Annotated in this window: 27 protein-coding genes and 1 rRNA gene; all 28 read left to right on the top strand. The window is 39.7% G+C overall.

Annotated elements, in window-relative coordinates; genetic code table 11:
• Nucleotides 1-194 precede the first annotated feature (194 nt).
• On the top strand, nt 195-530 hold the full coding sequence (gene ylxM / locus Q7P05_RS06470; RefSeq protein ID WP_005387334.1) for a YlxM family DNA-binding protein: 336 nt from the start codon (nt 195-197) through the stop codon (nt 528-530).
• Nucleotides 520-1872, top strand: a complete 1353-nt coding sequence (ffh, locus tag Q7P05_RS06465; protein ID WP_005387335.1) for a signal recognition particle protein — start codon at nt 520-522, stop codon at nt 1870-1872. The genes ylxM and ffh overlap by 11 nt, the downstream gene beginning before the upstream one ends.
• Nucleotides 1873-1931: 59 nt before the next feature.
• Nucleotides 1932-2195 carry a 30S ribosomal protein S16 gene (gene rpsP, locus Q7P05_RS06460; RefSeq protein WP_004695565.1) on the top strand — a complete coding sequence of 88 codons (264 nt, stop codon included), beginning with the start codon at nt 1932-1934 and terminating at the stop codon, nt 2193-2195.
• Nucleotides 2196-2216: 21 nt separating this feature from the next.
• Nucleotides 2217-2444, top strand: coding sequence for a KH domain-containing protein (locus tag Q7P05_RS06455; protein ID WP_005387337.1), 228 nt, complete (start codon nt 2217-2219; stop codon nt 2442-2444).
• Nucleotides 2445-2458: 14 nt separating this feature from the next.
• A complete protein-coding gene (locus Q7P05_RS06450; RefSeq protein ID WP_005387339.1) occupies nt 2459-2866 on the top strand; it encodes a YlqD family protein in 408 nt (135 codons plus the stop codon).
• Nucleotides 2866-3363 (top strand): ribosome maturation factor RimM, encoded by a 498-nt coding sequence (gene rimM, locus Q7P05_RS06445; RefSeq protein WP_005387340.1) that lies wholly within the window; start codon nt 2866-2868, stop codon nt 3361-3363. Before Q7P05_RS06450 ends, rimM begins: the two co-directional genes overlap by 1 nt.
• Before the next feature lie 119 nt (nt 3364-3482).
• Complete coding sequence (gene trmD, locus Q7P05_RS06440) at nt 3483-4313, top strand: tRNA (guanosine(37)-N1)-methyltransferase TrmD (protein WP_005387341.1); 831 nt, start codon at nt 3483-3485, stop codon at nt 4311-4313.
• Nucleotides 4310-4963, top strand: coding sequence for an NAD(P)H-binding protein (locus Q7P05_RS06435; RefSeq protein ID WP_005387342.1), 654 nt, complete (start codon nt 4310-4312; stop codon nt 4961-4963). The genes trmD and Q7P05_RS06435 overlap by 4 nt, the downstream gene beginning before the upstream one ends.
• 76 nt (nt 4964-5039) lie before the next feature.
• Entirely contained in the window at nt 5040-6086 is a 1047-nt protein-coding gene (locus tag Q7P05_RS06430; protein ID WP_303931189.1) for a DUF4178 domain-containing protein, read from the top strand.
• A 44-nt stretch (nt 6087-6130) separates the two neighbouring features.
• Nucleotides 6131-6703, top strand: coding sequence for a hypothetical protein (locus tag Q7P05_RS06425; protein ID WP_303931188.1), 573 nt, complete (start codon nt 6131-6133; stop codon nt 6701-6703).
• Between the two features lie 14 nt (nt 6704-6717).
• The gene (locus Q7P05_RS06420; RefSeq protein ID WP_195186394.1) at nt 6718-8025 is read left to right on the top strand and encodes a glutathionylspermidine synthase family protein; all 1308 of its coding nucleotides are present in this window, start codon (nt 6718-6720) and stop codon (nt 8023-8025) included.
• Between the two features lie 101 nt (nt 8026-8126).
• Entirely contained in the window at nt 8127-9197 is a 1071-nt protein-coding gene (locus Q7P05_RS06415) for a hypothetical protein (protein ID WP_303931183.1), read from the top strand.
• Nucleotides 9198-9207: 10 nt separating this feature from the next.
• Complete coding sequence (locus tag Q7P05_RS06410) at nt 9208-9639, top strand: DUF350 domain-containing protein (protein ID WP_004698434.1); 432 nt, start codon at nt 9208-9210, stop codon at nt 9637-9639.
• A gap of 11 nt (nt 9640-9650) precedes the next feature.
• Nucleotides 9651-10211, top strand: coding sequence for a hypothetical protein (locus tag Q7P05_RS06405; protein WP_119206522.1), 561 nt, complete (start codon nt 9651-9653; stop codon nt 10209-10211).
• A 57-nt stretch (nt 10212-10268) separates the two neighbouring features.
• Nucleotides 10269-10841, top strand: a complete 573-nt coding sequence (locus Q7P05_RS06400) for an RNA methyltransferase (protein WP_005377916.1) — start codon at nt 10269-10271, stop codon at nt 10839-10841.
• A 9-nt stretch (nt 10842-10850) separates the two neighbouring features.
• Nucleotides 10851-11588, top strand: a complete 738-nt coding sequence (locus tag Q7P05_RS06395; RefSeq protein ID WP_005387348.1) for a YebC/PmpR family DNA-binding transcriptional regulator — start codon at nt 10851-10853, stop codon at nt 11586-11588.
• A 202-nt stretch (nt 11589-11790) separates the two neighbouring features.
• On the top strand, nt 11791-12285 hold the full coding sequence (gene ruvC / locus Q7P05_RS06390; protein ID WP_303931179.1) for a crossover junction endodeoxyribonuclease RuvC: 495 nt from the start codon (nt 11791-11793) through the stop codon (nt 12283-12285).
• Nucleotides 12285-12893: a Holliday junction branch migration protein RuvA gene (gene ruvA, locus Q7P05_RS06385; RefSeq protein ID WP_303931176.1), complete on the top strand. Its 609-nt coding sequence runs from the start codon at nt 12285-12287 to the stop codon at nt 12891-12893. The genes ruvC and ruvA overlap by 1 nt, the downstream gene beginning before the upstream one ends.
• 2 nt (nt 12894-12895) lie before the next feature.
• Nucleotides 12896-13900: a Holliday junction branch migration DNA helicase RuvB gene (ruvB, locus tag Q7P05_RS06380; protein WP_303931174.1), complete on the top strand. Its 1005-nt coding sequence runs from the start codon at nt 12896-12898 to the stop codon at nt 13898-13900.
• Nucleotides 13901-13902: 2 nt separating this feature from the next.
• On the top strand, nt 13903-15492 hold the full coding sequence (locus Q7P05_RS06375) for a SpoIID/LytB domain-containing protein (protein WP_303931171.1): 1590 nt from the start codon (nt 13903-13905) through the stop codon (nt 15490-15492).
• A gap of 11 nt (nt 15493-15503) precedes the next feature.
• The gene (gene queA / locus Q7P05_RS06370; RefSeq protein ID WP_005387356.1) at nt 15504-16529 is read left to right on the top strand and encodes a tRNA preQ1(34) S-adenosylmethionine ribosyltransferase-isomerase QueA; all 1026 of its coding nucleotides are present in this window, start codon (nt 15504-15506) and stop codon (nt 16527-16529) included.
• An 8-nt stretch (nt 16530-16537) separates the two neighbouring features.
• On the top strand, nt 16538-17653 hold the full coding sequence (gene tgt / locus Q7P05_RS06365) for a tRNA guanosine(34) transglycosylase Tgt (RefSeq protein WP_303931170.1): 1116 nt from the start codon (nt 16538-16540) through the stop codon (nt 17651-17653).
• A gap of 77 nt (nt 17654-17730) precedes the next feature.
• Nucleotides 17731-18021 (top strand): preprotein translocase subunit YajC, encoded by a 291-nt coding sequence (yajC, locus tag Q7P05_RS06360; protein ID WP_005387358.1) that lies wholly within the window; start codon nt 17731-17733, stop codon nt 18019-18021.
• On the top strand, nt 18021-18587 hold the full coding sequence (locus tag Q7P05_RS06355) for a 5-formyltetrahydrofolate cyclo-ligase (protein WP_303931168.1): 567 nt from the start codon (nt 18021-18023) through the stop codon (nt 18585-18587). Before yajC ends, Q7P05_RS06355 begins: the two co-directional genes overlap by 1 nt.
• A gap of 21 nt (nt 18588-18608) precedes the next feature.
• A complete protein-coding gene (gene secD, locus Q7P05_RS06350; RefSeq protein ID WP_295990865.1) occupies nt 18609-19883 on the top strand; it encodes a protein translocase subunit SecD in 1275 nt (424 codons plus the stop codon).
• Nucleotides 19880-20776 carry a protein translocase subunit SecF gene (gene secF / locus Q7P05_RS06345; RefSeq protein WP_005387361.1) on the top strand — a complete coding sequence of 299 codons (897 nt, stop codon included), beginning with the start codon at nt 19880-19882 and terminating at the stop codon, nt 20774-20776. Before secD ends, secF begins: the two co-directional genes overlap by 4 nt.
• Nucleotides 20777-20997: 221 nt before the next feature.
• Entirely contained in the window at nt 20998-22173 is a 1176-nt protein-coding gene (locus Q7P05_RS06340; protein ID WP_295819640.1) for an MFS transporter, read from the top strand.
• A 617-nt stretch (nt 22174-22790) separates the two neighbouring features.
• A 16S ribosomal RNA gene (locus Q7P05_RS06335) occupies nt 22791-22849 on the top strand; the annotation flags it as partial.

The raw sequence follows: 22849 nt of genomic DNA, 5'->3' as shown, positions 1-22849 counted from the left end.
TTATCAATTATAATATATGAAGTCTGTTATAGTAATATTTACAACTGATGAATGTCTTTATTAAGCGAAGTGAATCATATATCAGATGTAATATATAATTTAAATGATGTGTTAAGTATTTCTACTTGACACATCTTTTTTTATGCTGTAGTATATGTAAAGTAATATGACTTGACAGTGATGGAGGTGGCGAAATGGAAGAACGAGTACTTATAAGTTTGCTCTTAGATTTCTATGGGCCATTATTGACGGACAAGCAACGCATGTCCTTACAACTTCACCACGAAGACGATATGTCCCTTGGCGAGATTGCTGAGGAATTAGGTGTATCACGGCAGGCTGTACATGATAATTTACAGCGTGCTCGGCACATTTTAAACGATTACGAATCTAAATTACACTTGGTAGCACAATATGAACAGCGTGAAGGACTGCTTTCACAGTTGAAAGAAACCTTGCCTAAAGAGGTGTTAGCTGAAAGTAAGGTACAACAAGTATTGGCGCAAATGGAGGGATATTATGGCATTTGATAGCTTGTCAGAAAAACTGCAAGAAGCCTTTCAATCCTTAAAAGGGAAGGGCAAAATTACAGAAGAAGATGTCAATCTTGCGTTGCGTCAAGTACGTACGGCACTTTTAGAAGCGGACGTTAACTTTATGGTTGCGAAGGATTTTGTTAAGTCCATCAAGGAAAAGGCCCTTGGGGAAGAGGTATTCGGTTCTTTGAATCCAGCCCAAACGGTTATTAAGATCGTAAATGACGAATTAACAGCTCTCTTAGGCGGTACTCAAAGCCGTATCATGATTTCTAGCAAGCCTCCAACGATTATTATGCTCGTTGGTTTACAAGGTGCTGGTAAGACTACAACAGCTGGTAAATTGGCAGTATACCTTCGCAAACAAGGTAAGCATCCAATGCTCGTAGCTGCCGACGTATATCGTCCAGCTGCTATTACTCAATTGCAAGTTGTAGGTAAGCAAATCGATATCCCCGTATTTGCTGATGAAACACCTGGTGCTAATCCAGTAGACATTGCGCGTCGTGCCGTAGAGCAAAGTACGCATATGTTGAAAGATGTTGTTATCATCGATACAGCTGGTCGTTTGGCGATAGACGAAGTCCTCATGGACGAGTTATCCAATATTAAAGCCGCTGTTCGACCTCATGAAATTCTACTCGTTGTAGACTCCATGATCGGTCAAGATGCGGTAACAACAGCACAAACGTTTAATGAAAAATTAGGCGTTGATGGTGTTATCCTTACTAAACTCGATGGTGATGCGCGCGGTGGTGCTGCATTATCCATCAAAGCTGTAACAGGCTTGCCAATTAAGTTCACTGGTGTGAGCGAAAAAATGGATGGTTTCGATGTATTCTATCCAGACCGCATGGCTTCTCGTATTCTTGACTTGGGTGACTTTAAAACATTGATTGAAAATGTTCAAGGCGCTATCGATGAAGAAGAAGCTCGTGAAATGGCTAAGAAAATGGCGAAAAACAATTTCACCTTGGATGATTTCTTGAAACAGATGAATCAGGTGAGAAAGTTAGGGCCATTACAAAATATTATTGGTATGTTGCCAGGCATGGGACAAATTAAGGATCAATTGAAAGACCTTGATTTGAACAGTAAAGAGGTGCGCCGCATTGAGGCCATCATTACATCTATGACGGCAGCAGAGCGAGAAAATCCAAATATTCTTAATGGTTCTCGCCGCAAGCGTATTGCATTAGGCTCTGGTACTCAGGTACAAGATGTAAATCGCTTGTTGAAACAATTTGAGGAAGCGCGGAAGATGATGAAGCGCATGCAAGGTTTACGTGGCGGTAAGGGCGGCTTCCCAGGAATGCCTAAATTACCGTTTATGTAATACATGGGCAGGGGCGCTGAACCTGTCCACCCACATCAGTATAAGGAGGTGAATTTCACATGTTAAAAATTCGTTTGACTCGTTTAGGTGCTAAAAAAGCTCCTTTCTACCGTATCGTTGTTGCTGACGCACGTGCTCCACGTGAAGGTCGTCCTGTTGACACTATTGGTCAATATGATGCTACTAAACAACCAGCTATCGTTAATGTAGACGAAGAAAAAGCTTTGGCTTGGTTAGCTAAAGGTGCTCAGCCTACTGACACTGTTCGCTCCTTGTTCAAAAAACAAGGCGTTATGCAAAAATTTGCTGACGCTAAAAAGTAATTAATAGAGAGGCATACTGTGATGATAGAATTAATTTCATTAATTGCGAAATCATTAGTGAAGCAGCCTGATGCCGTATCTGTTACCATGGTCCAAAAGGGAAACATGGAGATTTACGAACTTCACGTAGCCCCAGAGGATATGGGCAAAGTCATCGGAAAGCAAGGACGAATTGCGAAGGCGATTCGCGCTGTGGTGAAAGCGGCGGCTATTAAAGAGAACAAAAAGATATCTGTTGATATTGTCTAAAAGGGAGTATTCCAATGGAAGAAATGACATTACGTGTCCCTGTAGCAGTAAAAGCAAAAGTAACAGAAGACTTGAAAGCGAAAATTGTATCCGATCTTGAAACTCGCCTTGATATGGTGAATAAAGATTTGGAAGCAATTGAGTTTCAAGCCCAACGTATTTTAGCTGATGCAGCTAAAGTTGATGCAACAAGTCTTACTGCTATTCGTCAACAAATCGACGAAGAAAAAAATAAACGCTTGGCTTTCAAAGAAGAAGTAACAGCTAAATTGAAAGACGCTCAAGGTTTAGCTTTGGGAACTGAAATTCCTCAAGGTACTTTAGAGCAAACAGTTACCGTTAAAATCGGGGATGATTTGGATGCCATGATGGGCGCTGAAATCCTATTAGAAGACGGTAAAATCGTTGCGTTTCGTCAATAATGAAACATAACGATTTCATCACAATAGGTGTTATCATCGCCCCGCACGGCGTGCGGGGTGATCTTCGTATTATGCCTCAAACCGATTTTCCAGAACGGTTTATGCATATGGATGCCTGTTACATCGATGGTAAAGAATACCACGTTGCATCCGCACGATTTCATAAGCAATTTGTACTAGCATCCTTTAAGGAAATTCCTGATCGTAACACGGCTGAATTATTCAGTAAGAAAGCAATTCAAGTCCGTCGTGAAGATTTGGTAGAATTGCCAGAAGGTCGCTACTACATTTTTGATATCATCGGTCTTGAGGTTCAAGACACTAAAGGTAACGTGCTTGGTACGGTTACTGATGTGTTGCAACCTGGTGCTAATGATGTCTATGTGGTTTCTAAAGATGGGGAACCAGATCAATTATTTGCAGCCATTGAAGAGGTCGTTAAAGACATCGATGTGGAGAATAAATTGATGATCGTAGATCCGCCTGAATGGATATAATCCTTTAGGCGGTTTTTTTTATCTACATATAGGTATATTATGATAAAAGTTATATAATATAGCTATATATAGATAATGCTAATGAGTTTATGTGAGTTAATAAGTACAGAGGACGGTCTATGCGTATCGATATCGTATCTTTATTTCCTGAGTTTTTTGATGCTTTTTTTAGTCATTCCATCATAAAACGGGCTATCGAAGCGGAACGCTTATCTATGGGCGTAATTAATCCTCGGGACTTTAGTCATAATAAACATGGTCAAGTAGATGATACGCCGTATGGTGGCGGTGCGGGTATGCTTATGATGGCACCTCCCATCTTTGAAGCGGTAGAATCTGTTATTGCTCAATATGATAGCGAAACTAATAGCGCCTATTCTACAGATGAGATGTGTGATGAAATGAGTCTCATTGGTAATCCTAGTGAAAGTATACGACGTCGAATTATTTTCATGGGACCTACAGGCCAGCCTTTCACACAGGAGAAGGCTCGTGAACTAGCTATGTACGATCAAATAGTCCTCATTTGTGGCCATTATGAAGGTGTTGACTACCGCGTAGAGGAACATTTAGTAGATGAAACGATTTCCATTGGTGACTATGTATTAACTGGTGGTGAATTGCCTGCTATGGTGGTAGCTGATGCGGTGGCTCGTATGATACCCGGTGTATTAGGCGCAGCTAGTGGTGCTCAAGAGGATTCCTTTTATGAGCCTTTATTAGAATGTCCACAATATACAAAGCCGCCAGAATTCAGAGGATGGGCTGTTCCTGATGTATTGCGTAGCGGTCATCACAAAAATATTGCTACCTGGCGACAAAAGGAAGCCTTAAAGCGGACACGATTATTGCGGCCCGATTTATTGGAACGACCTTTAACAAAAGAAGAAGTTAAACTTTTAAAAGAGATTATTGCTGAAGAGTCTGAAAGAAATACAGGTGAAGTATGAAAGCTTTAGTATTAGGTGCTACTGGTGCAGTAGGTCGCCATATTGTAGAATCATTGATTGATAATCATGAAATTCAAGAAATTCATGTATTTGTACGTCGTCAAGTTACGTATACATCTCCAAAGGTAACCGTTCATATTGTTAATTTTGATGAACCTCGTGAATGGGCACACTTAGTAACAGGAGATATTTTATTCTCTGCTATGGGCACAAATCGTAAACAAGCAGGCTCTAAAGAAGCACAATGGACAGTCGATTATACCTACCAGTACGAAATGGCTCGCATTGCAGCTCAAAATGGAGTAAAAAAATATGGATTAGTGTCCTCTTTAGGGGCGAACCCAAAATCGAAATTCTTTTATCTGTCTATGAAAGGACAATTGGAAGATGTCATCTTAGAACTTCCATTTGAAGCAATTGTTATTGCTCGTCCAGCTACCTTGATTCGAGAAGAACCTAAATTGGTAGAACGTATTAGCTGTGCTGTATTTGGGGTCATCAATAAAGCACGTGTATTAATGAGTCAAGAGCCTGTAAAAACTGCTGATGTAGCTAAGGTTCTTGTAACAGCTACCATGGGGCAACAATATGGTATTTCTATTATTGAAAATGAAACGATTCATGAACGTGCAGGCTATTTTAAAGCTTAATTTCATTAAATCCCGTTTAGGAGAGAGAGTAGTTTAGACGCATATATAGGTTATTGCTACTCTAACGAGGTTGTTTATGGAGTTTAATTGTTACGATGTCCTTGAAGTTCAGGGCAGCCGTTATGTAGTCGGGGAGGTCATTTCTTATCAAGAGTTTATCGTTGATAAAACAATACGTTATGATCTTAATGATGAAAATTATAAGAAAGAACTAGGTGTTTCTAAAGGAGCTCAGTCTTGGACAGAATATGGCCTTATGCCAGTTGATGGTGAAGATAAAAAATGGCTCACCATTGTAAATGGGGAAAAAGACTATTGTACCTTTTCAGAGACTATTTTACGTTCAACGCCGCCTAAAGGATATAGATTACATGATAAAGGTATAGAACGTGTCGTAGCTGTGGAGGGGCAATCGAAGGCTAGAAGTGGCGACGAAGCAGATTATAAAGAATATAGATCAATTAAAAAGGATAAAACCTATGTATTCTTTATTGAGGACTGGCATGGTGGTTTGACGGATCAGGCTCAAGGTGAGCGGATTCGTTTGTCTGATGTACATCGACGGCGAGATCAGGCTGCTCAAGCAGCGAGTAAAAAGATTCGTAATGCAGCTCGCAGAAAAGAATGGACACGATTGGGTCTGAGTTGGGGAATCATTTTATTCTTTTTGGGATATTTGTTTATAGGAGATCTGTCTTGGCATGAATTGCGTGATGAAGTAGGATTCCCATATACCATGGAAGAGCGCATTAAAGATTCCTATTATTATGAACCACAAGGCACAAAAGACGGTTTGATGGTATATACGTCAAAGCAAGATCCAAATGCAACGGCTATCGATCTTATCGATGCTGTGTATGGCAAGGTTTATACCATTAAACAAGACACTAAGTCTCCTGAGCAGTGGATTGTCATTTATACGACTAAAGATGTATCTGTTATTAGTGTGGTCAATGGCACTACATATGTTGAAGTGGGGCAATTAAAAAACTTGTCAGATTCGGAGAATACACGAATAGCGACTATTAGGAATGACAGTGAAGTATTGTTACGATATGCGTATATGGTGGAATTAAAGAATAAGCAGGGTCGTAAGACGTTATCAAATATAATAAAAGATTGATATAGAATTGATTTCAGTTACGAAATCAAACGAAGGAATATTATATGTATGAACCAAGTAAGAATACTGTTTACATAGCCATAGCCTTTACATCTATAGCAGCTCTAGTAGGCGCTTATTCGTATTGGGACGATATTAGCTATGCTCTATGTGATGTGGTCAAACCAGAATTAAATAATGGTGAAGTGCGGCTCATTGATGATGAAGGTAAAAGCTATACCTTGATTAATCACGGTGATGGAAAAGAAACTGCACTCTATGATGATGCAGAAAAATCTGTTACCTTTCATCGTGATGAGAAAGGCAATATTATATGGGATGCAGGCTTAGCCAGTTTGATTCCAACTTTGGCGGTAGGTTACTATGCGTTCCATGGCTTTTCAGCTCCAACGGCATATATGGATGCACCCAGTATGACCTATCGTGCTACATCGCCACTTACACCTTTTGATGCAAATACAGGCGCTAGCAAATCTAATAGTGTAAGAGTGGCTAGGACTATTAATGAGATGACTAGAAATCGTTACAATACTAAAACGAGTAATCGAGCACATAGAATTGGTGAAAAGTATGGCTTTGGTAGTGTAGGGGCTCGAACTTCGAGCGGTGCCTCTTAATGAAAGGATGAACAATGAAATCCTATATTGATGAGCTTGATAGAAATATATTTAATTTCGTAGAATATGAAGGGTATGATGATCGGTATCCTTCCTTGTCTATGCAGGCCTTTTCATCCGACTTTTACGATGAAATTCGCCATGCTTCACGTAGATTATTTCAAATATTTTGTAAAGCTGCAAAAGTATTTCAAATGGCACCAGATGACTTTGCTCGAAATATGGATATGCCAGACAATTTAATTCCTTATTTACATAAGTCGAATGCCTTAGGGTTACCAACGTGGTTATCACGCTTTGATTTTGTTCTCGATGTAAATGGCAATTTGCGGATGGTAGAACTTAATGCGGATACGCCATGTTTTCTTATTGAAAGCTATTATGCCAATGAAGTTGCAGCTAATTATGTAGGACGAAAACATCCTAATATAGAATGCCGAAAAGAATTACATACATTTTTAAAGCGCATGTATGATGTTGTTTTATCTGCTAAGTATGGTAGAAACCAATATGAATCTATGCGGGCAAATAGAGAGAGCTTACCTAAGGATCCTTTTGTATTCTCTTGTTTTCATGATTATTTTGAAGACTACGGTACAACACAATTCCTTATGAAGGAATTAAAGACAGCCTGTCCTGAGGCAGATACGCGATTCATATCCTTTTATGATATGAAGATTGATGATGAGGGCATTCCTTTAGAAGATGGTAGTCATGCGGCTCTATTATATCGATTGCATCCTATGGAACTTTTGATTGATGAACAAACACCAGATAATGAACCTTTGGGTGAGATGTTTTTAGATCTTTACGAGGAGAATAGATTTGCTCTTTTTAATCCGCCAGAGTCCATTATTTTACAAAATAAATCATTTATGTCCTTAGTATATGCATTGTATTTAACAGAACAATTTTTTACGAAACCAGATCGAGATATCATCGAGCGTTATTTGGCACCATCCTATTTTGAAAATGATTTTTCCTCTCTTGATGATGGCCTTTATATTCAAAAGGAGATTTGGGGCCGTGAAGGAAGGCATGTACAAGTTGTTCAAAAGCGTGGTGATATATCTGAGCTTTACATGGAAAAGTTAGTTGATAACTATGACGATATTGTTTGTCGCGATAGTAAAAAGGTTATGTATCAAGACTTTATACAGCAGAAACGTTTTACTCATACAGTTGATTGTGGAGTGAAAGATGGATTTTTAACCTTATCCTGTTTTATGCTTGGTGATCAAGCTTCTGCGGTAGGATGCCGTTTTTCTCCGGAAGAGATAGCTGGTACAGAAGCATACTTTGTACCATTACTAATAGAGTAAGTGAAATACTATGGAATTTGTGGATATATAGTATGTTAAACGAATGATAATAGGTTTACTTCGCAGCAGTTGTGGTTATGTCTATTTTAGCGAGGGTGCGTATGGAGTTTAATTGTTATGATGTCTTAGAGGTTCATGGCAGCCGTTATGTAATCACTGAGAAAATTAAATATATAGAGATTATTCCAAAAGCAGATAAAGAACAATCCTATAGGGGCCAGCCGTCTATGACAAAATCACCAGGTGATTATTGGCATGAATATGGACTAGAGGCTGTTGAGGGAATCGATAAAATATGGTTAACCATTGAGTACAATGATAATGAATGGTGTACCATATCTAGAACATCCTTTCATACACGGCCGGGGAAAGATTTTACATTACATCAAATCGGCTTAGAAAAGGTTGTCGATGTGGATGGTGAAAGTGGTGCCTCCGTAGGGGACCGCGCAGGATATAGAGAATATCAGCTACCTTGTGAAGGTGGTGCTAGTGTATTCTTTGAAGAAGAGTGGTTTGAAGGTAAAAAAATGTTTGCCGAAGGATCACGAGTACCCTTGGTGAACATTCGTCTTTGTAATGATGCAGCCGCTCAAGCTATTAAGCAAAAGATGCGTAACAAATCAATGAAAAAGAGGTTTGGATCTATTGCTGTTGGCGTGGGGTATGGTGTACTATTTTTACTATTTCTATTTTGGTCGGACAATGATTTGTCTTGGCATAGTATACGCGCTATGTTTGGAGTGCCTTACACGGCAAAAGAACATATGCATGACACATCTGCATATTATACAAAAACAGATTCGGATAGCGACTATGTATACACGTCTACACTAGATCCTGTTAGTACCGCATTAGACTTGATTGATTCTGTGAATGGTGATATTAAGAATGAGCGGGATAACTTAGAAGAGGGACATGAAGTTATTGTATTTTATTCTGGGGACTTGGTGTATCTCATCACTAATACGGATGGACAAACTAGAGTTAAGGTATGTGAACAATCAAAATTAACACAAGAGGATTGGAAAATTATTGATCGTACATTAATCAGCTCTCATATACTCGATAACTATGCGACCATGGTTCGACTAGGGGATAATACGGGACGCGAACGATTGTATCCTACTAGCAACTCTAACAACACATCCAATACAAAATTATATTATTAGGAGGCTTATTATGATTTATATACCAGATGTATTATTGACAATTTTTTATGCTTGTTTTGGCATTATGCTGATGTTGACAGCGAACACGGTTATCGATTTCTTCGTGCCTGGAAAATTTAGTGAAGAAATTAAGCGTGGTAACTGTGCTGTAGCGTGGCTTTCAGCGGGATCATTTATCGGTATCGGTGAAATTTTGCGCGCTGTTATTATGTCACCAGCCGTGACTACGGCTGATACGTCCCTGTTACATGGCATTGTAGCCAGTGTTGTATACGCTGTACTAGGTATTATACTATTTGTAACGGGCTATATGTTTATCAATATTTGGCATCGTAAATATAAATTATCCGAAGAAATTATGCGTGGTAATACAGCGGCTGGTATTCTTGTATTTGGCATTTTCGTTGGTCTTGCTCTTGTTATTAGCGGTGCTGTGCACTAAGGGAGCGTTTTATGTATAAGCCAAGTAAGAAAACCATATACCTTACAGGTGCTTTCGCCGCAGTTGCTGGTCTTGTAGGTGTGTATTCATACTGGAACGATATCTCCTATGCTGTGTGTGATAAGGTTTATCCAGAGGCAAATGAGGGGGAGGTTCGATTAAAGGATAGTCAAGGTAATCGGTATTCTCTTTTAAACCATGGCGATGGAAAAGAAACCGCCTTGTATGACGATAATCGTTCAGTTACCTTTCACCGTGATAATGGTGGAAACTTAGTGTGGGATGCTGGTTTGGCAAGTTTGTTACCAACTATTGCAGCTGGGTATTATATATTTCATGGGTTTAATCCTCCTACGGCACGTATGGATGGACGAACTATGACGTATCGCGCGGTATCGCCATTAAAACCGTATGAACAACCTAATGAATATACGTCATCAGGATCAACTATACATGGCTATGGAGGTGGAAGAAGCTTTCGTAGTTATGAGAATAATAGAAGTAAGAAAGCATCATCTATAGGGCAAAAGTCTGGCTTTGGCAGTGCTGGTGCACGGTCTAGTGCTTCATAATGGATGCGATGACACTATATGTTGATGGAAGTTGTTTAGAAACCAGGAGATTTAGCATTGGCAAATTTATATATTGGGCTCGTTCATTATCCGATTATGAATAAGCATAAAGATGTGATAACGACGGCCATTACCAATTATGATATTCACGATATTGCACGCGCATCTATCACCTATGATGTATCTAAATATTTTGTGATTCATAATATACCGGCTCAACGAGAATTAGCAGCTACCATTATGGAACATTGGAAATCTGGTTTTGGTAGTACCTATAATCCAGATAGAAAAGATGCTTTCACAGGCGTTGAACTTGTTAATTCTATCGCTGTTGCAGTGCGTACTATCGAGGAACTGGAAGGGGTAAAACCTATCGTAGCAACTACCGATGCTAGAACTTATGATAATACAATTTCCTATGCACGGATGCGTGAACACCTTGAAAATGAGGGTCGCCCTGTGTTAGTATTATTTGGTACCGGTTATGGTATGACAAAAGAAACGATGGAAAGCTTTGACTATATTTTAGAACCTATATATGGCCATGGTGAATACAATCATTTATCTGTGCGTAGTGCCGTTTCAATCATCTTAGATCGATTGCGGGGCGAGGCATGGTGGAATAAATAGGAGGCGTCTATGTCAGGACATTCAAAATGGGCAAATATTAAACATAAAAAAGGCAAAACTGATGCGTTGAAGGCTAAATTAGCTACGAAAATCGGTCGCGAAATTACCGTAGCAGCACGCATGGGTGGTGCCGATCCAACAGGTAATATGCGTTTGAAATTGGCTTTGCAAAAAGCTCGTGAAAACAATATTCCTAAGGATAATATTCAACGTGCCATCGATAAAGGTGTTGGTGCTACGGATATGAATGCATACGAAGAAATCGTATATGAAGGTTATGGTCCAGCTGGTGTGGCTGTTACTGTAGAGGTTATGACGGATAATCGTAACCGTGCAGCAGCAGATGTGCGCCATGCATTCTCTAAACAAGGTGGTAACCTTGGTGAAAGCGGTTGTGTAGGTTGGATGTTTAAATCTAAAGGCGTATTCGTTATCGATAAAGAAGGTCATGACGAAGATGAATTGACTATGTTGGCTCTTGAAGCGGGCGCAGAAGACCTTAAGTCCGAAGACGATGTATTTGAAATTTATACTACTCCTGAAGATTATGATGCGGTAGAAGCAGCTCTTGCTGATGCGGGCATTGAAACAGAAGTAGCTAAAATTACCATGATTCCAGATACAACTATTGAGTTGACTGGTGATGATGCTGTAAAAATGCAAAAAATGCTCGACGTATTGGATGATCTTGATGATGTACAAAACGTATATCACAATGGTATCTTGCCAGACGACGAAGAAGAATAATAATTATTATAAGGAGCACGTTAAAGGTGCTCCTTTTTTATGTATTTTTTAAAGAACCATTGGGAATATGAAAATTAATGAGTTTCTTATAAATTTTCTATGGAAATTCATGAACTTCGATGTGGTATTGTGCTATAATAAAATAGATTATGTAATGGAGGTAGGCGACAGCTTATCTCATTTTTAAACTAAGGGGGTTAAGGTGCGAATTATAGGTATTGACCCAGGCACGGCTATATGCGGTTATGGCATTATTGACGTGAAGGGGAGCAAATTAACACCTGTAGCCTATGGGGCTATTACAACTCCTAAGGAATTAACAGATTCACAGCGGTTGGAAATTTTATTTAATGACCTAAGTGATATTCTAGAGGAATTCAAGCCTGATAAGTTCGGGGTAGAAGAATTATTCTTCAACCGCAATGTAACGACGGCCATCAAGGTCGGTCAAGCACGTGGTGTTATCTTATTAGCGGCTGCACAACAGCGTATTCCTATTTATGAATATACACCGCTACAAATCAAGCAAGCCGTTACAGGTTACGGCAAGGCTGATAAGAATCAGGTCATTTATATGACAATGAATATTTTGGGGATTCGTGAGAAAATTAAGCCTGATGATACGGCAGATGCATTGGCTGTCGCTATTTGTACGGCTCATAGTTCTCACAATGATAGATTGAAGAGGTTGGTATAATGATAGGGTATGTACGGGGCATCGTAACACATCTCTTTAAAGAGTCTTGTTACGTAGATGTACATGGCGTAGGGTATCGTGTATATGTGCCGACCACTACGCGACAACAATTGATTGAAGGTCATGAGGCAACGCTATTCACGTATCTCAACGTACGTGAAGATGCGATGCAACTCTATGGCTTTTGGACGGAAGAGGAGTATGAGTTGTTTATTTTACTCATTTCTGTTTCTGGTATAGGGCCTAAGGTGGGGCTTGGCATTTTGTCTGGCATGACACCAGAGGCTTTCAAATTAGCTATTATCAATGGCCAGGTACAGCAATTAACAAAGTTACCTGGTATTGGGAAGAAATCTGCAGAGCGACTTGTTCTTGAACTAAAGGATAAGTTAGCGAAGATGACACATATATCTGCAGAATCACCAGCAGCTATACAGCCGATTGGCGTTGCCGCTAGTGGTGCTACCGGTGAGGCTATTGAGGCTCTTGTGTCGCTAGGTTATTCAGAACGAGATGTGGCTGACATTGTAGAGTCTTTAGATGATGGTAAGCGCGATGTATCTGAGTTGATTAAGGTCAGCTTGATTGAGCTTGGGAAAGGACGATAAGGATGAACGAAGAAGTACGCCTTGTCGGAAATGGCGAGTACGAAGAAGATATGTGGCAATATAGCCTACGACCAAAGTTCTTTAACGAGTATGTAGGTCAAGAAGAGGCTAAAGGCAATCTAAATGTGTATATTCAAGCTGCAAAGCAGCGTGGTGAAGCATTAGACCATGTATTGCTGTATGGTCCACCAGGTCTTGGGAAGACTACACTGGCAGGTATTATTGCGAATGAATTGGGTGTTAACTTTCGCATAACATCTGGTCCTGCCATTGAAAAGTCAGGCGACTTGGCCGCCATCTTAACGAATTTAGATGATCACGATGTATTATTTATCGATGAAATTCATCGCTTGTCTCGCAGTGTAGAGGAAGTATTGTACTCTGCTATGGAGGACTATGCAATTGATATTATCATCGGTAAAGGCCCAAGTGCTCGAACGGTGCGCATTGATTTGCCAAAGTTTACTTTGGTAGGTGCCACAACACGGGCAGGGGCTTTGGCGGCACCATTGAGGGACCGCTTTGGGATTATTAACCGGTTGGAATATTATAAACAACCGGAATTAGAGTTTATTGTGACTCGGGCGGCAGAAATACTCCATATCGGTATTGAGCCGACTGGGGCCAGTGAAATTGCGCGTCGTTCAAGGGGAACGCCGCGTATCGCAAATCGTCTACTTAAACGGGTACGTGATTTTGCACAAGTCATAGGTGATGGGGTTATCACTCAAAGTATTGCAGATGATGCGTTACAACGTTTATATATTGACAAAGAAGGGCTCGATCGAATCGATCGACGTGTGTTGGAGTGTATTATTGAAAAGTATGATGGTGGTCCAGTAGGAATAGATACTATTGCAGCCGCTATCAGCGAAGAGAGAGATACCATCGAAGATGTGTATGAACCATATTTGATGCAATTAGGATTTTTAGGACGCACACCGCGTGGGAGGGTGGCTACTAAACTTGCCTATGAGCATTTAGGTATTTCACAGACAGGGAAATAATAATGAAAACGAAACGATTACAATTGATGATAATGGCAACTTTGTTTTTAGGTGTAAATGTTGGCGGTGCATCTGTTGCACAAGGGGCTACATTGCAACATAAAAGTGCAGTAGTGACTAAAAAGCCAACGCCGAAAGCAACAGTATCTACAACAAATGTATCGAAAGTAAATACGACGAAGCGGTCAACTTTTCGACCACTTGTAACTAAACCGGCTCCAAAGCCTGTGCCAAAAGTGACTCCGAAGTCAAATGCAACTAAGGCTGCAACAACGGCTCAAAAGCCTGTTGCAAAATCTACAGTTACTAGTGCTAAGGCTACAACGGTAAAGCCAGCTGCATCTAAGGCTGTAAAAACTTCTGAAGTCAATAGTATTAAAGCTAATACGGCTGCTATTACGCGTAATAAAGTAGGTTCTGTTGTTACACCTGCTACGGAGCGTGTAGAAAATGTACCAAATGTGCGCGTGTTATTGGGTAGTCGCAGTTCCGATGCTACAGTTACATCTACTGCTAATCTGGTTGTGTTAAATAGTGCTAATGGTCAAGTAAGTACAATCAGTGCAAACCGTGGTACCTCTGTTGGTATTCGAAGTGGTAAAATTGCTGTCAATGGCAAGGTCATTGATACAGTAGTTACATTAAAACCAGCCAATAGTGATGCACCATTCTTGTTTGAAGGCAAAGGCTATCGTGGAGGACTTACATTACGTGCTAATAATGGAAAGATGATGGTCATTAATTCTGTGCCTCTTGAAGACTATCTTTATGGCGTAGTTCCGCAAGAAGTCGTTCCATCTTGGCCAGCAGCTGCACTAGAAGCACAAGCTGTAGCTGCTCGAACTTATGCTCTTCATACTATGGAAGAGAATAAAGGTAAGCTGTATGATGTGAGTACGTCCACAGATCACCAAGTTTATAATGGGGTTAGTGGTGAAACGCAAGCTACTACAAATGCAGTTAATAAAACAAAGGGGATGGTTATGTTATATAACCAACGCCCTATCAATGCTTTATTCCATTCTGATGGTGGCGGTTATACTGAGGATAGTGTCAATGTTTGGGGTAGTGATGTACCGTATTTGAAAGGTGTAAAGGATTTTAGTACTGGCACATCTACATCGAACTGGACGGTTACTACTTCTCGTCAGGCCCTTGAAAGTAAGCTTAACGCAGCTAGTAAAGGGGTTGGCAAATTGAAGAGTATTCAATTGACACCTCTTGGCAAGCCAGGTCAACAAACATCTGACCGCGGTGTATCTGGCCGAATTAAGAGTGCTACTTTCATAGGTACCTCTGGCAAAACGACCATTGATGGAGATTCTTTACGCAGTATTTTAGGCTTGAAATCAACACTATTTGATTTTTATGTAAATTATAACCCAGCTAAAGGTACGGGTAAGGCGTATCATAATTTTACTGGTAGCAATGATACTGTCTATATTAAAGGCCACGGTTGGGGACATGGTCTTGGTATGTCTCAATGGGGCGCTGCAGAAATGGCTAAGCGTGCGACACCAGGGGATACAAATTATTACCAAACTATTTTGCGTCACTACTATAGTGGCATTACATTAAAGAAAATGTACTAATAAGGATTGCGATGAAAGTTACAGATTTTGATTATGAATTACCAGAGGAACTAATTGCTCAACATCCTGTAGAGCCTCGTGATACAGCGAGACTGTTGACCTTAGACAAGGTTACAGGTGAGGTTGCGCATAAAGAGCATTTTTACGATTTGCTAGATGAACTTCACGAAGGGGATGTACTTGTATTTAATAATACAAAGGTTATTCCTGCGAGATTATATGGCCAACGTCAAGGCTCTGGTGGCAAGGTTGAGGTATTGCTCCTCACACCATGTGGTGAAAATCGCTGGGAATGCCTTGTTAAACCTGGTAAAAAATGTCCTATTGGTCAAGTTATCGAATTTGATGACCGATTAAGTGGGACCGTTATAGATAAAACTGAGTTTGGAGGTCGTATCATTGAATTCACTTGCGATGGTGTATTTGATGATGTGATACAAGAAATTGGTGAAATGCCATTACCTCCATATATTCATGAGAAGCTAGAAGATAAAGATCGTTATCAAACCGTTTATGCTAAGGAGAAAGGTTCAGCTGCAGCTCCAACAGCAGGGCTTCACTTTACACCTGAACTATTAGAAAAGATAAAAGCGAAAGGTGTAGAGCTAGAATTTGTTACTTTGCATGTTGGTCTTGGAACATTTAGACCTGTATCAGCAGAGACAATTGAGGACCATGAAATGCATAGTGAGTTCTTCGTGGTATCTCAAGATACAGCTGATCGTATTAATGCAGCTAAGCGAAACGGACGCCGTATTATTGCGGTAGGTACTACTTCTGTGCGTACCCTTGAGTCGGCTACTAATGATGATGGTGTCCTACAAGGCATTAGTGGATGGACACAAATCTTCATCTATCCTGGCTATAAATTTAAGATGATTGATGCGTTGGTAACGAATTTCCACTTGCCTCAATCTACATTATTAATGTTGATTAGTGCATTGGCTGGTCGCGAACATTGTTTAGCGGCCTACGAAGAAGCTGTACGCGAACGTTATCGTTTCTTTAGCTTTGGCGATGCTATGTTTATACGTTAGGAGGGACTATGCCGAGTATTACTTATGAATTACAAAAGACATGTCCTCACACGGGGGCTCGTGCTGGTTTATTGCATACGCCACATGGTACCTTCCAAACGCCTATGTTTATGCCTGTAGGTACACAAGCTACAGTTAAAACTATGACGCCTGAGGAATTAAAGGCGATGGGATCTCAAGTCATCTTGAGCAACACGTACCATTTATTCCTTCGTCCTGGTCCTGAACTCGTAGAAGAAGCAGGTGGCTTACATAAATTTATGAACTGGGATCAAGCTATTTTAACTGATAGCGGTGGCTTCCAAGTATTTAGCTTAGGCGATATGCGTAAGATTACTGAGGAGGGTGTAACCTTTAGATCTCATATTGATGGGTCTAAACAGTTTTTATCTCCAGAGGTGGCAACAAAGGTACAAGAGCAATTAGGTTCTGATATTGCGATGGCCTTTGATGAATGTATTCCGTATCCTGCGGACCATGATTATGCGAAACGCTCAACAGCGCGTACCACACGTTGGGCTCATCGTTGCCAAGAGGCTCGTAAAGCCCATGACTGTCAAGGAATGTTTGGTATTGTCCAAGGTGGTATGTACAAAGACTTGCGCAAACAAAGTGCGGAAGAGCTGGTAGCTATGGACTTTGAAGGCTATAGTATTGGTGGCTTATCCGTTGGGGAACCTCATGATTTGATGAATGAAATCTTAGAATATACTACGCCACTATTGCCAACTAACAAGGCTCGTTATTTAATGGGCGTTGGTACGGCGGATTGCCTTGTAGAAGGCGTAGCACGTGGTATTGATATGTTCGACTGCGTATATCCTACACGAGTTGCTCGAAATGGGATGGCCATGACTTGGAAGGGGCGCCTTAATATTCGAAATGCGCAGTTTGCTCATGATTGGGGTCCGTTAGAAGAAGGCTGCCAATGTTATACATGTAAAAATTATTCTCGTGCTTATATTCGTCACTTGTATAAGGCGGAAGAAATTTTGGCATTGCGTCTCGTAACATACCATAATCTTTACTTCTTGCTTGAGTTTATGCGTCAAATGAGACAAGCCATCTTAGAAGATCGGTTCCCACAATTTAGAATGCAATTTTGGGATAGCTTTAAAAAATAGTAATTAAGTCTAGTCAAATCTATATTAGGTGGCTATACTAGAAAAGAAAAACATATTTATTATACTAGGAGGATAAAATGGAAGATATTTTACAAGTGTTGCAAACTAGCTGGCCTATTTTGTTGATGGTCGTAATCTTTTATTTCTTATTGTGGCGTCCACAAAAGAAACAACAAAAAGAGCGCGCTAATTTGTTAGGCAGCTTGAAGAAAGGCCAAAAAATCGTTACTATCGGCGGTATTTATGGCGAAATCGTTGAACTTGATGATGAAAAAGTAAAGGTTCAAGTATCTGAAAAAGTAGAGTTAACATTTGCACGCTCTGCAATTGCTAACGTTCTTTCCAAGAAAAACAAGGAAGAAAAATAATGAATACAAAGGAAGCAGTGCGCCGGGCGTGCAAGGCCCAGCGCGCTGCTTTATCCGTTGCTGATTGTCATAGATGGACACCTATGTTGACGGAGCAAATCGTCAATACTCCTGAATATAAATCAGCTAATAGCATTATGGCCTATTTAGCGATGCCTAAGGAGGCCAATTTAGACGATGTTATTCGTCATGCTCTAGAACATGGTAAATCCGTATATGTTCCAGTATGTACAGATAAGACGACCATGATTGCCGTTCGTCTTAAGTCTCTAGAATCTATCACTCGGGGTGTGTTAAATATACGCATTCCCTCTGAGCCATACGAGGTTATTAATCCACATGACTTGGATTTGATTTTAGTGCCTGGTGCTGGCTTTGATCGTCAAGGCGGTCGCATGGGGATGGGGAATGGGTATTATGATCGATTTCTCAAGGAACTTTCACCATGTACATTTATGGGCATATGCTGGTCAGTACAATTGTGGGATACACTAATTCCAATGGATGAACTGGACCAACGGATGAGCAAAATTGTAACGGAGCAAGGCGTTATACATTGCGTATAGTAGTAGAAGGGAGCAACTATTTTGAACGGTAAAGCTATTATCAAGTTTTTAGTAGTTATTGCTGCCATCATTGGATTATTTGCGTATTTTATTCAACCATTAGCAGGCTCTTTGAAACAAGGTCTAGACTTGCAAGGTGGTACGCACATCGTATTGGAAGCAGAGGACTCTGCGACTGGTACAGCTGACAATGATGCAGTGGAACGAGCGAAGCAAATCTTAGAGCGTCGTATTAATGAAATGGGTTTGTCTGAACCATTAGTACAACGTGAAGGTGCTCGTCGTATTATCATCGAATTGCCAGGTGTAAAAGATCCTGACGAAGCGATTAAACGTATCGGTAAAACAGCGGTCTTGGAATTTAAAAACGACCAAGGTCAAACTGTTATGACTGGTGATGATTTAAAAGATGCTAAAGAAGAGTTAGGTCAAAATAAACAACCACTCGTTGCTATTGAATTAAGCGATGAAGGGGCTAAGAAGTTTGCTGATTTAACATCTAAAAATATTGGTCGTCGTATTGCCATTACATTGGATGGTAAAGAATTGACTAATCCTGTAGTACAACAAGCAATTACAGGTGGTAAAGCAACAATCTCTGGTAGTCAAAGCTTAGAAGAAGCTAAAGACTTGGCTATTTTATTACGTTCTGGTGCATTGCCTGTTAAAATTAATGTATTAGAAGTGCGTACAGTCGGTCCTTCTTTGGGTCAAGACTCCAAGGATAAATCTGTTGTAGCCTTCAGTGCTGGTATTGCGATGATCATGGTTTTCTTGGTTATTTTATATCGTTTTTCTGGTATTGTAGCTAATATTGCATTACTTGTATATGTTATGCTCTTATTGCTCGTATTAGGTAAAGGCTTTAATGCAACTATGACATTGCCAGGTATCGCTGGTATTATCTTATCCATGGGTGTTGCTGTAGATGCGAACATTCTTATCTTTGAACGTTTCAAAGAAGAGGTGTTCTCCGGTAAGTCCATGCGTGTAGCCATGGAAGCTGGTTTCAGTCGTGCTTTAGCAACAATTACAGATGCGAACGTATCCGTTATCATTACTGCTGCTATCTTGACAATCTTAGGCTCTGGCCCTGTAAAAGGTTTCGCTATCAGCTTAGGCGTAGGTGTTGTTGTAAGTATGTTCACAGCGATTACTGTGAGCCATTTCTTATTACGCTTACTTATTGACTGTAACTTTACGAACCATCCATTCTGGTTTGGTGCGAATATCTCTCCAAGCACAAGTGCTGACGCATTTGCACCAAAATCTTTGAAAGGAGGTAAACGCAAATGACATTAGACGTAATTAAGCATCATCGTTGGTGGTTTGCAATTTCCTCCACACTTGTTATTATCAGTTTGATTTCCATCTTTACTAAAGGTTTTAACTTTGGTATTGATTATACTGGTGGTACGATTGTTGAAGTTGTATTTGATCAGCCTGTAGAGGTTAGTCAAGTTCGTGACGTCCTAAAAGAATATAATCTTGAAAACGCACAAATTCAGCTTTCTGGAGATACTACTGGTGATACAGCGGGCGAAGACGTAATGATTCGTACACGTAATCTTGAACCTAGTGAAAGTGCCGCTGTGATTGAATCTTTGACTAAATCTATCGGTAACAATACAGTTAAACGTATTGAAACTGTAGGTGCTGTAATTGGTTCTGAAGTTACAGAACATGCGTTGTTAAATCTTGTTATAGCGTTTGCGGCATTAGCATTATATATTTCTTATCGTTTTGAATATAAAGTTGCTATTTCTGCTCTCGTTGCAATTTTCCATGATTTGATTATGGTTCTTGGGGTATTCTCTTATTTCCAATTAGAAATTGATGCGTCTTTCTTGGCGGCTATTCTTACGGTTGTAGGTTACTCCATGAATGAATCTGTAGTTATCTTTGACCGTGTTCGTGAAAATACACATACACATAAACGTTCTGACACATTTGCAGATCTTGCGAATGCGTCTATTACACAAAGTATTCACCGTAGTTTCTATACATTGGCTACCGTTATGTTTGCCTGTGTATCCCTTTATTTATTCGGTGGGGACACTACGAAGAACTTTGCTCTTTGTATGATTATTGGTTTCGCTAGTGGTGCGTACTCCTCTATCTGCGTAGCTACATCCTTATGGGTTATGTGGAAGAGTCGCAACAAAAACGATATCCGCAATCAACAATAATATATAATGCTTTTACCTATTGTTGGTAAAAGTATAAGAACCTCTCTGTATTATATTCAGAGAGGTTCTTTTTATTTATCATCTACTAATAAATTATTACCATGGATAACTCATACATATATGTATAGGATATGTATATAGTAAGGTCTATACTTATTGAATTCTTTGTATATGGGGCGTAAAATAGCAAAGTAACACAATGTTGAAAAGGGGATAGATAAATGGATTCAAATCGATTATGGAGCCCTGCTTTTATAAACTATGGTATAAGCAGTGGCATTTTATATATGACACAATATGTTCTCGTAGCAGCCTTGCCGATAGTTATAACCTCTGAATTAAGTGGAAGTGATTTAGATGCGGGATTAGCGATGACCTATTTTCAAATAGGAACAATTGTATGTAGGCTCTTTGCAGGTCGCTTGATTGATGGCTTTAACAAACGAGTTGTATTACTACTATCAACTGCTTTATTTTTCATCATTATGGGGCTCTTTAATTTTACAACCTCTTTAGAAGCCATCTTTGTATTGCGGGGGCTACATGGTGTTGTATTTGCTTTAGGCACAACTGTAATGGCGGCGTTGGCGGTATTGGTGTTACCTCCTAATCGAAAGGGGGAGGGCATCAATATGTTTGCTATCTTTTCGAATGTGGCAATGGTGTTGGGGCCTGCAATAGGCTTATATGCACTTGCTTCATATGGTAGTATAGCTCTCTATCTTTTCTTAACTATTATGACAGGGTTAGTCCTAGTATTGAGTAATAGTATTCCCTTATCAAAAGAATTAGCAATGCCTAAACCATCTACTCACAAAGGGTGGCATATATCTCAATTTATTGAAAAAAGAAGTTTGCCTTGGGCTTTAATGGGACTGTTTATTGGCTTTACCTATTCTGGTGTGTTAGTATTTATTCCCATTGAGTTAAATAGTATGGGTTCTGGTATTTGGGGCAGTGCATTTTTTGCTATCTTTGCTGTAATGATCATAATCAGTCGACCTCTAGTAGGAAAAGCATATGCTCGGTATGGCTCTAAATATATTATCTACCCAGGCCTAGTACTCTTTATACTAGGACTATTAGCGTTAGGAATAGCTACTACGCCATTAACCATAATATTAACGGCCCCTTTGTTAGGTTTAGGTTATGGTGCAGCACAACCAGCATTTCAAGCGTTAGCCATTCAATCAGCACCAATAGAACGGGCTGGGGTATCGACAGCAACATATTTTTTAGCATTAGATATAAGTGTGGGGGCGGGATCTGTCATTCTTGCTCTGTTAGCTAGTGCTGTAGGATATCAGTATCTTTATATGTTTACAGCGGTGACAATGATTGTAGCGTTGGCTTTATATCATATATGGATAAAGAGGTATACGCCTCTAGAACTGTAAAACAAATATAGTGATATAGTAAAAGCTACTAACCGTATTAGACTATTAGACACAATATAATAATCAATCCTTAGAATGTATTTTATGGTATGTTCTAAGGATTTTTCTTTTATCAAACAGTTATAAGCTTATAGGTTTATAAGATAGTACTTAAAAATAATATGAATAAAGATAAAAGAGAAAATAGTGTTATAAAATTTAAATCCTTAAATTTGTCGAAATTAGAAGTAATTTTTGAAATGTGTAGTGAAAATAAAATGAAGTTGTAAAAATGGCCACTTTATGTGTTGACGATATTTTTATTTATGCTATACTTATACAAGTCGTTAGGACACAGCACAAACGACAAGCAAAAAACTTCTAAAAAAGTTTTGAAAAAGTGCTTGACGGAATGAGCTGAACTTGATAGAATAATCAAGTCGCCAGTTGATGAAACACTTCGAAAGAGGTCGTGGAAACTGGTACAGATCTTTGAAAACTGAACAATGATAGGTAATCAATCATATGATTGAACATATGCCAGAGTGCGGGTTTTGACAAAGTCAAAACCAACCATAATTCAAAGTTACTTAAATGTAACGACAACAAATAATGAGCTATTCAAATAGCTTCAAGATATCTTGGAGAGTTTGATCCTGGCTCAGGACGAACGCTGGCGGCGTGCTTAACACATGCA

Source organism: Veillonella dispar, assembly GCF_937975875.1.
GTDB lineage: Bacteria > Bacillota > Negativicutes > Veillonellales > Veillonellaceae > Veillonella > Veillonella dispar_B.
The sequence above is the reverse complement of the archived record's forward strand: the minus strand, read 5'-3'. Positions and strand labels throughout refer to the sequence as shown.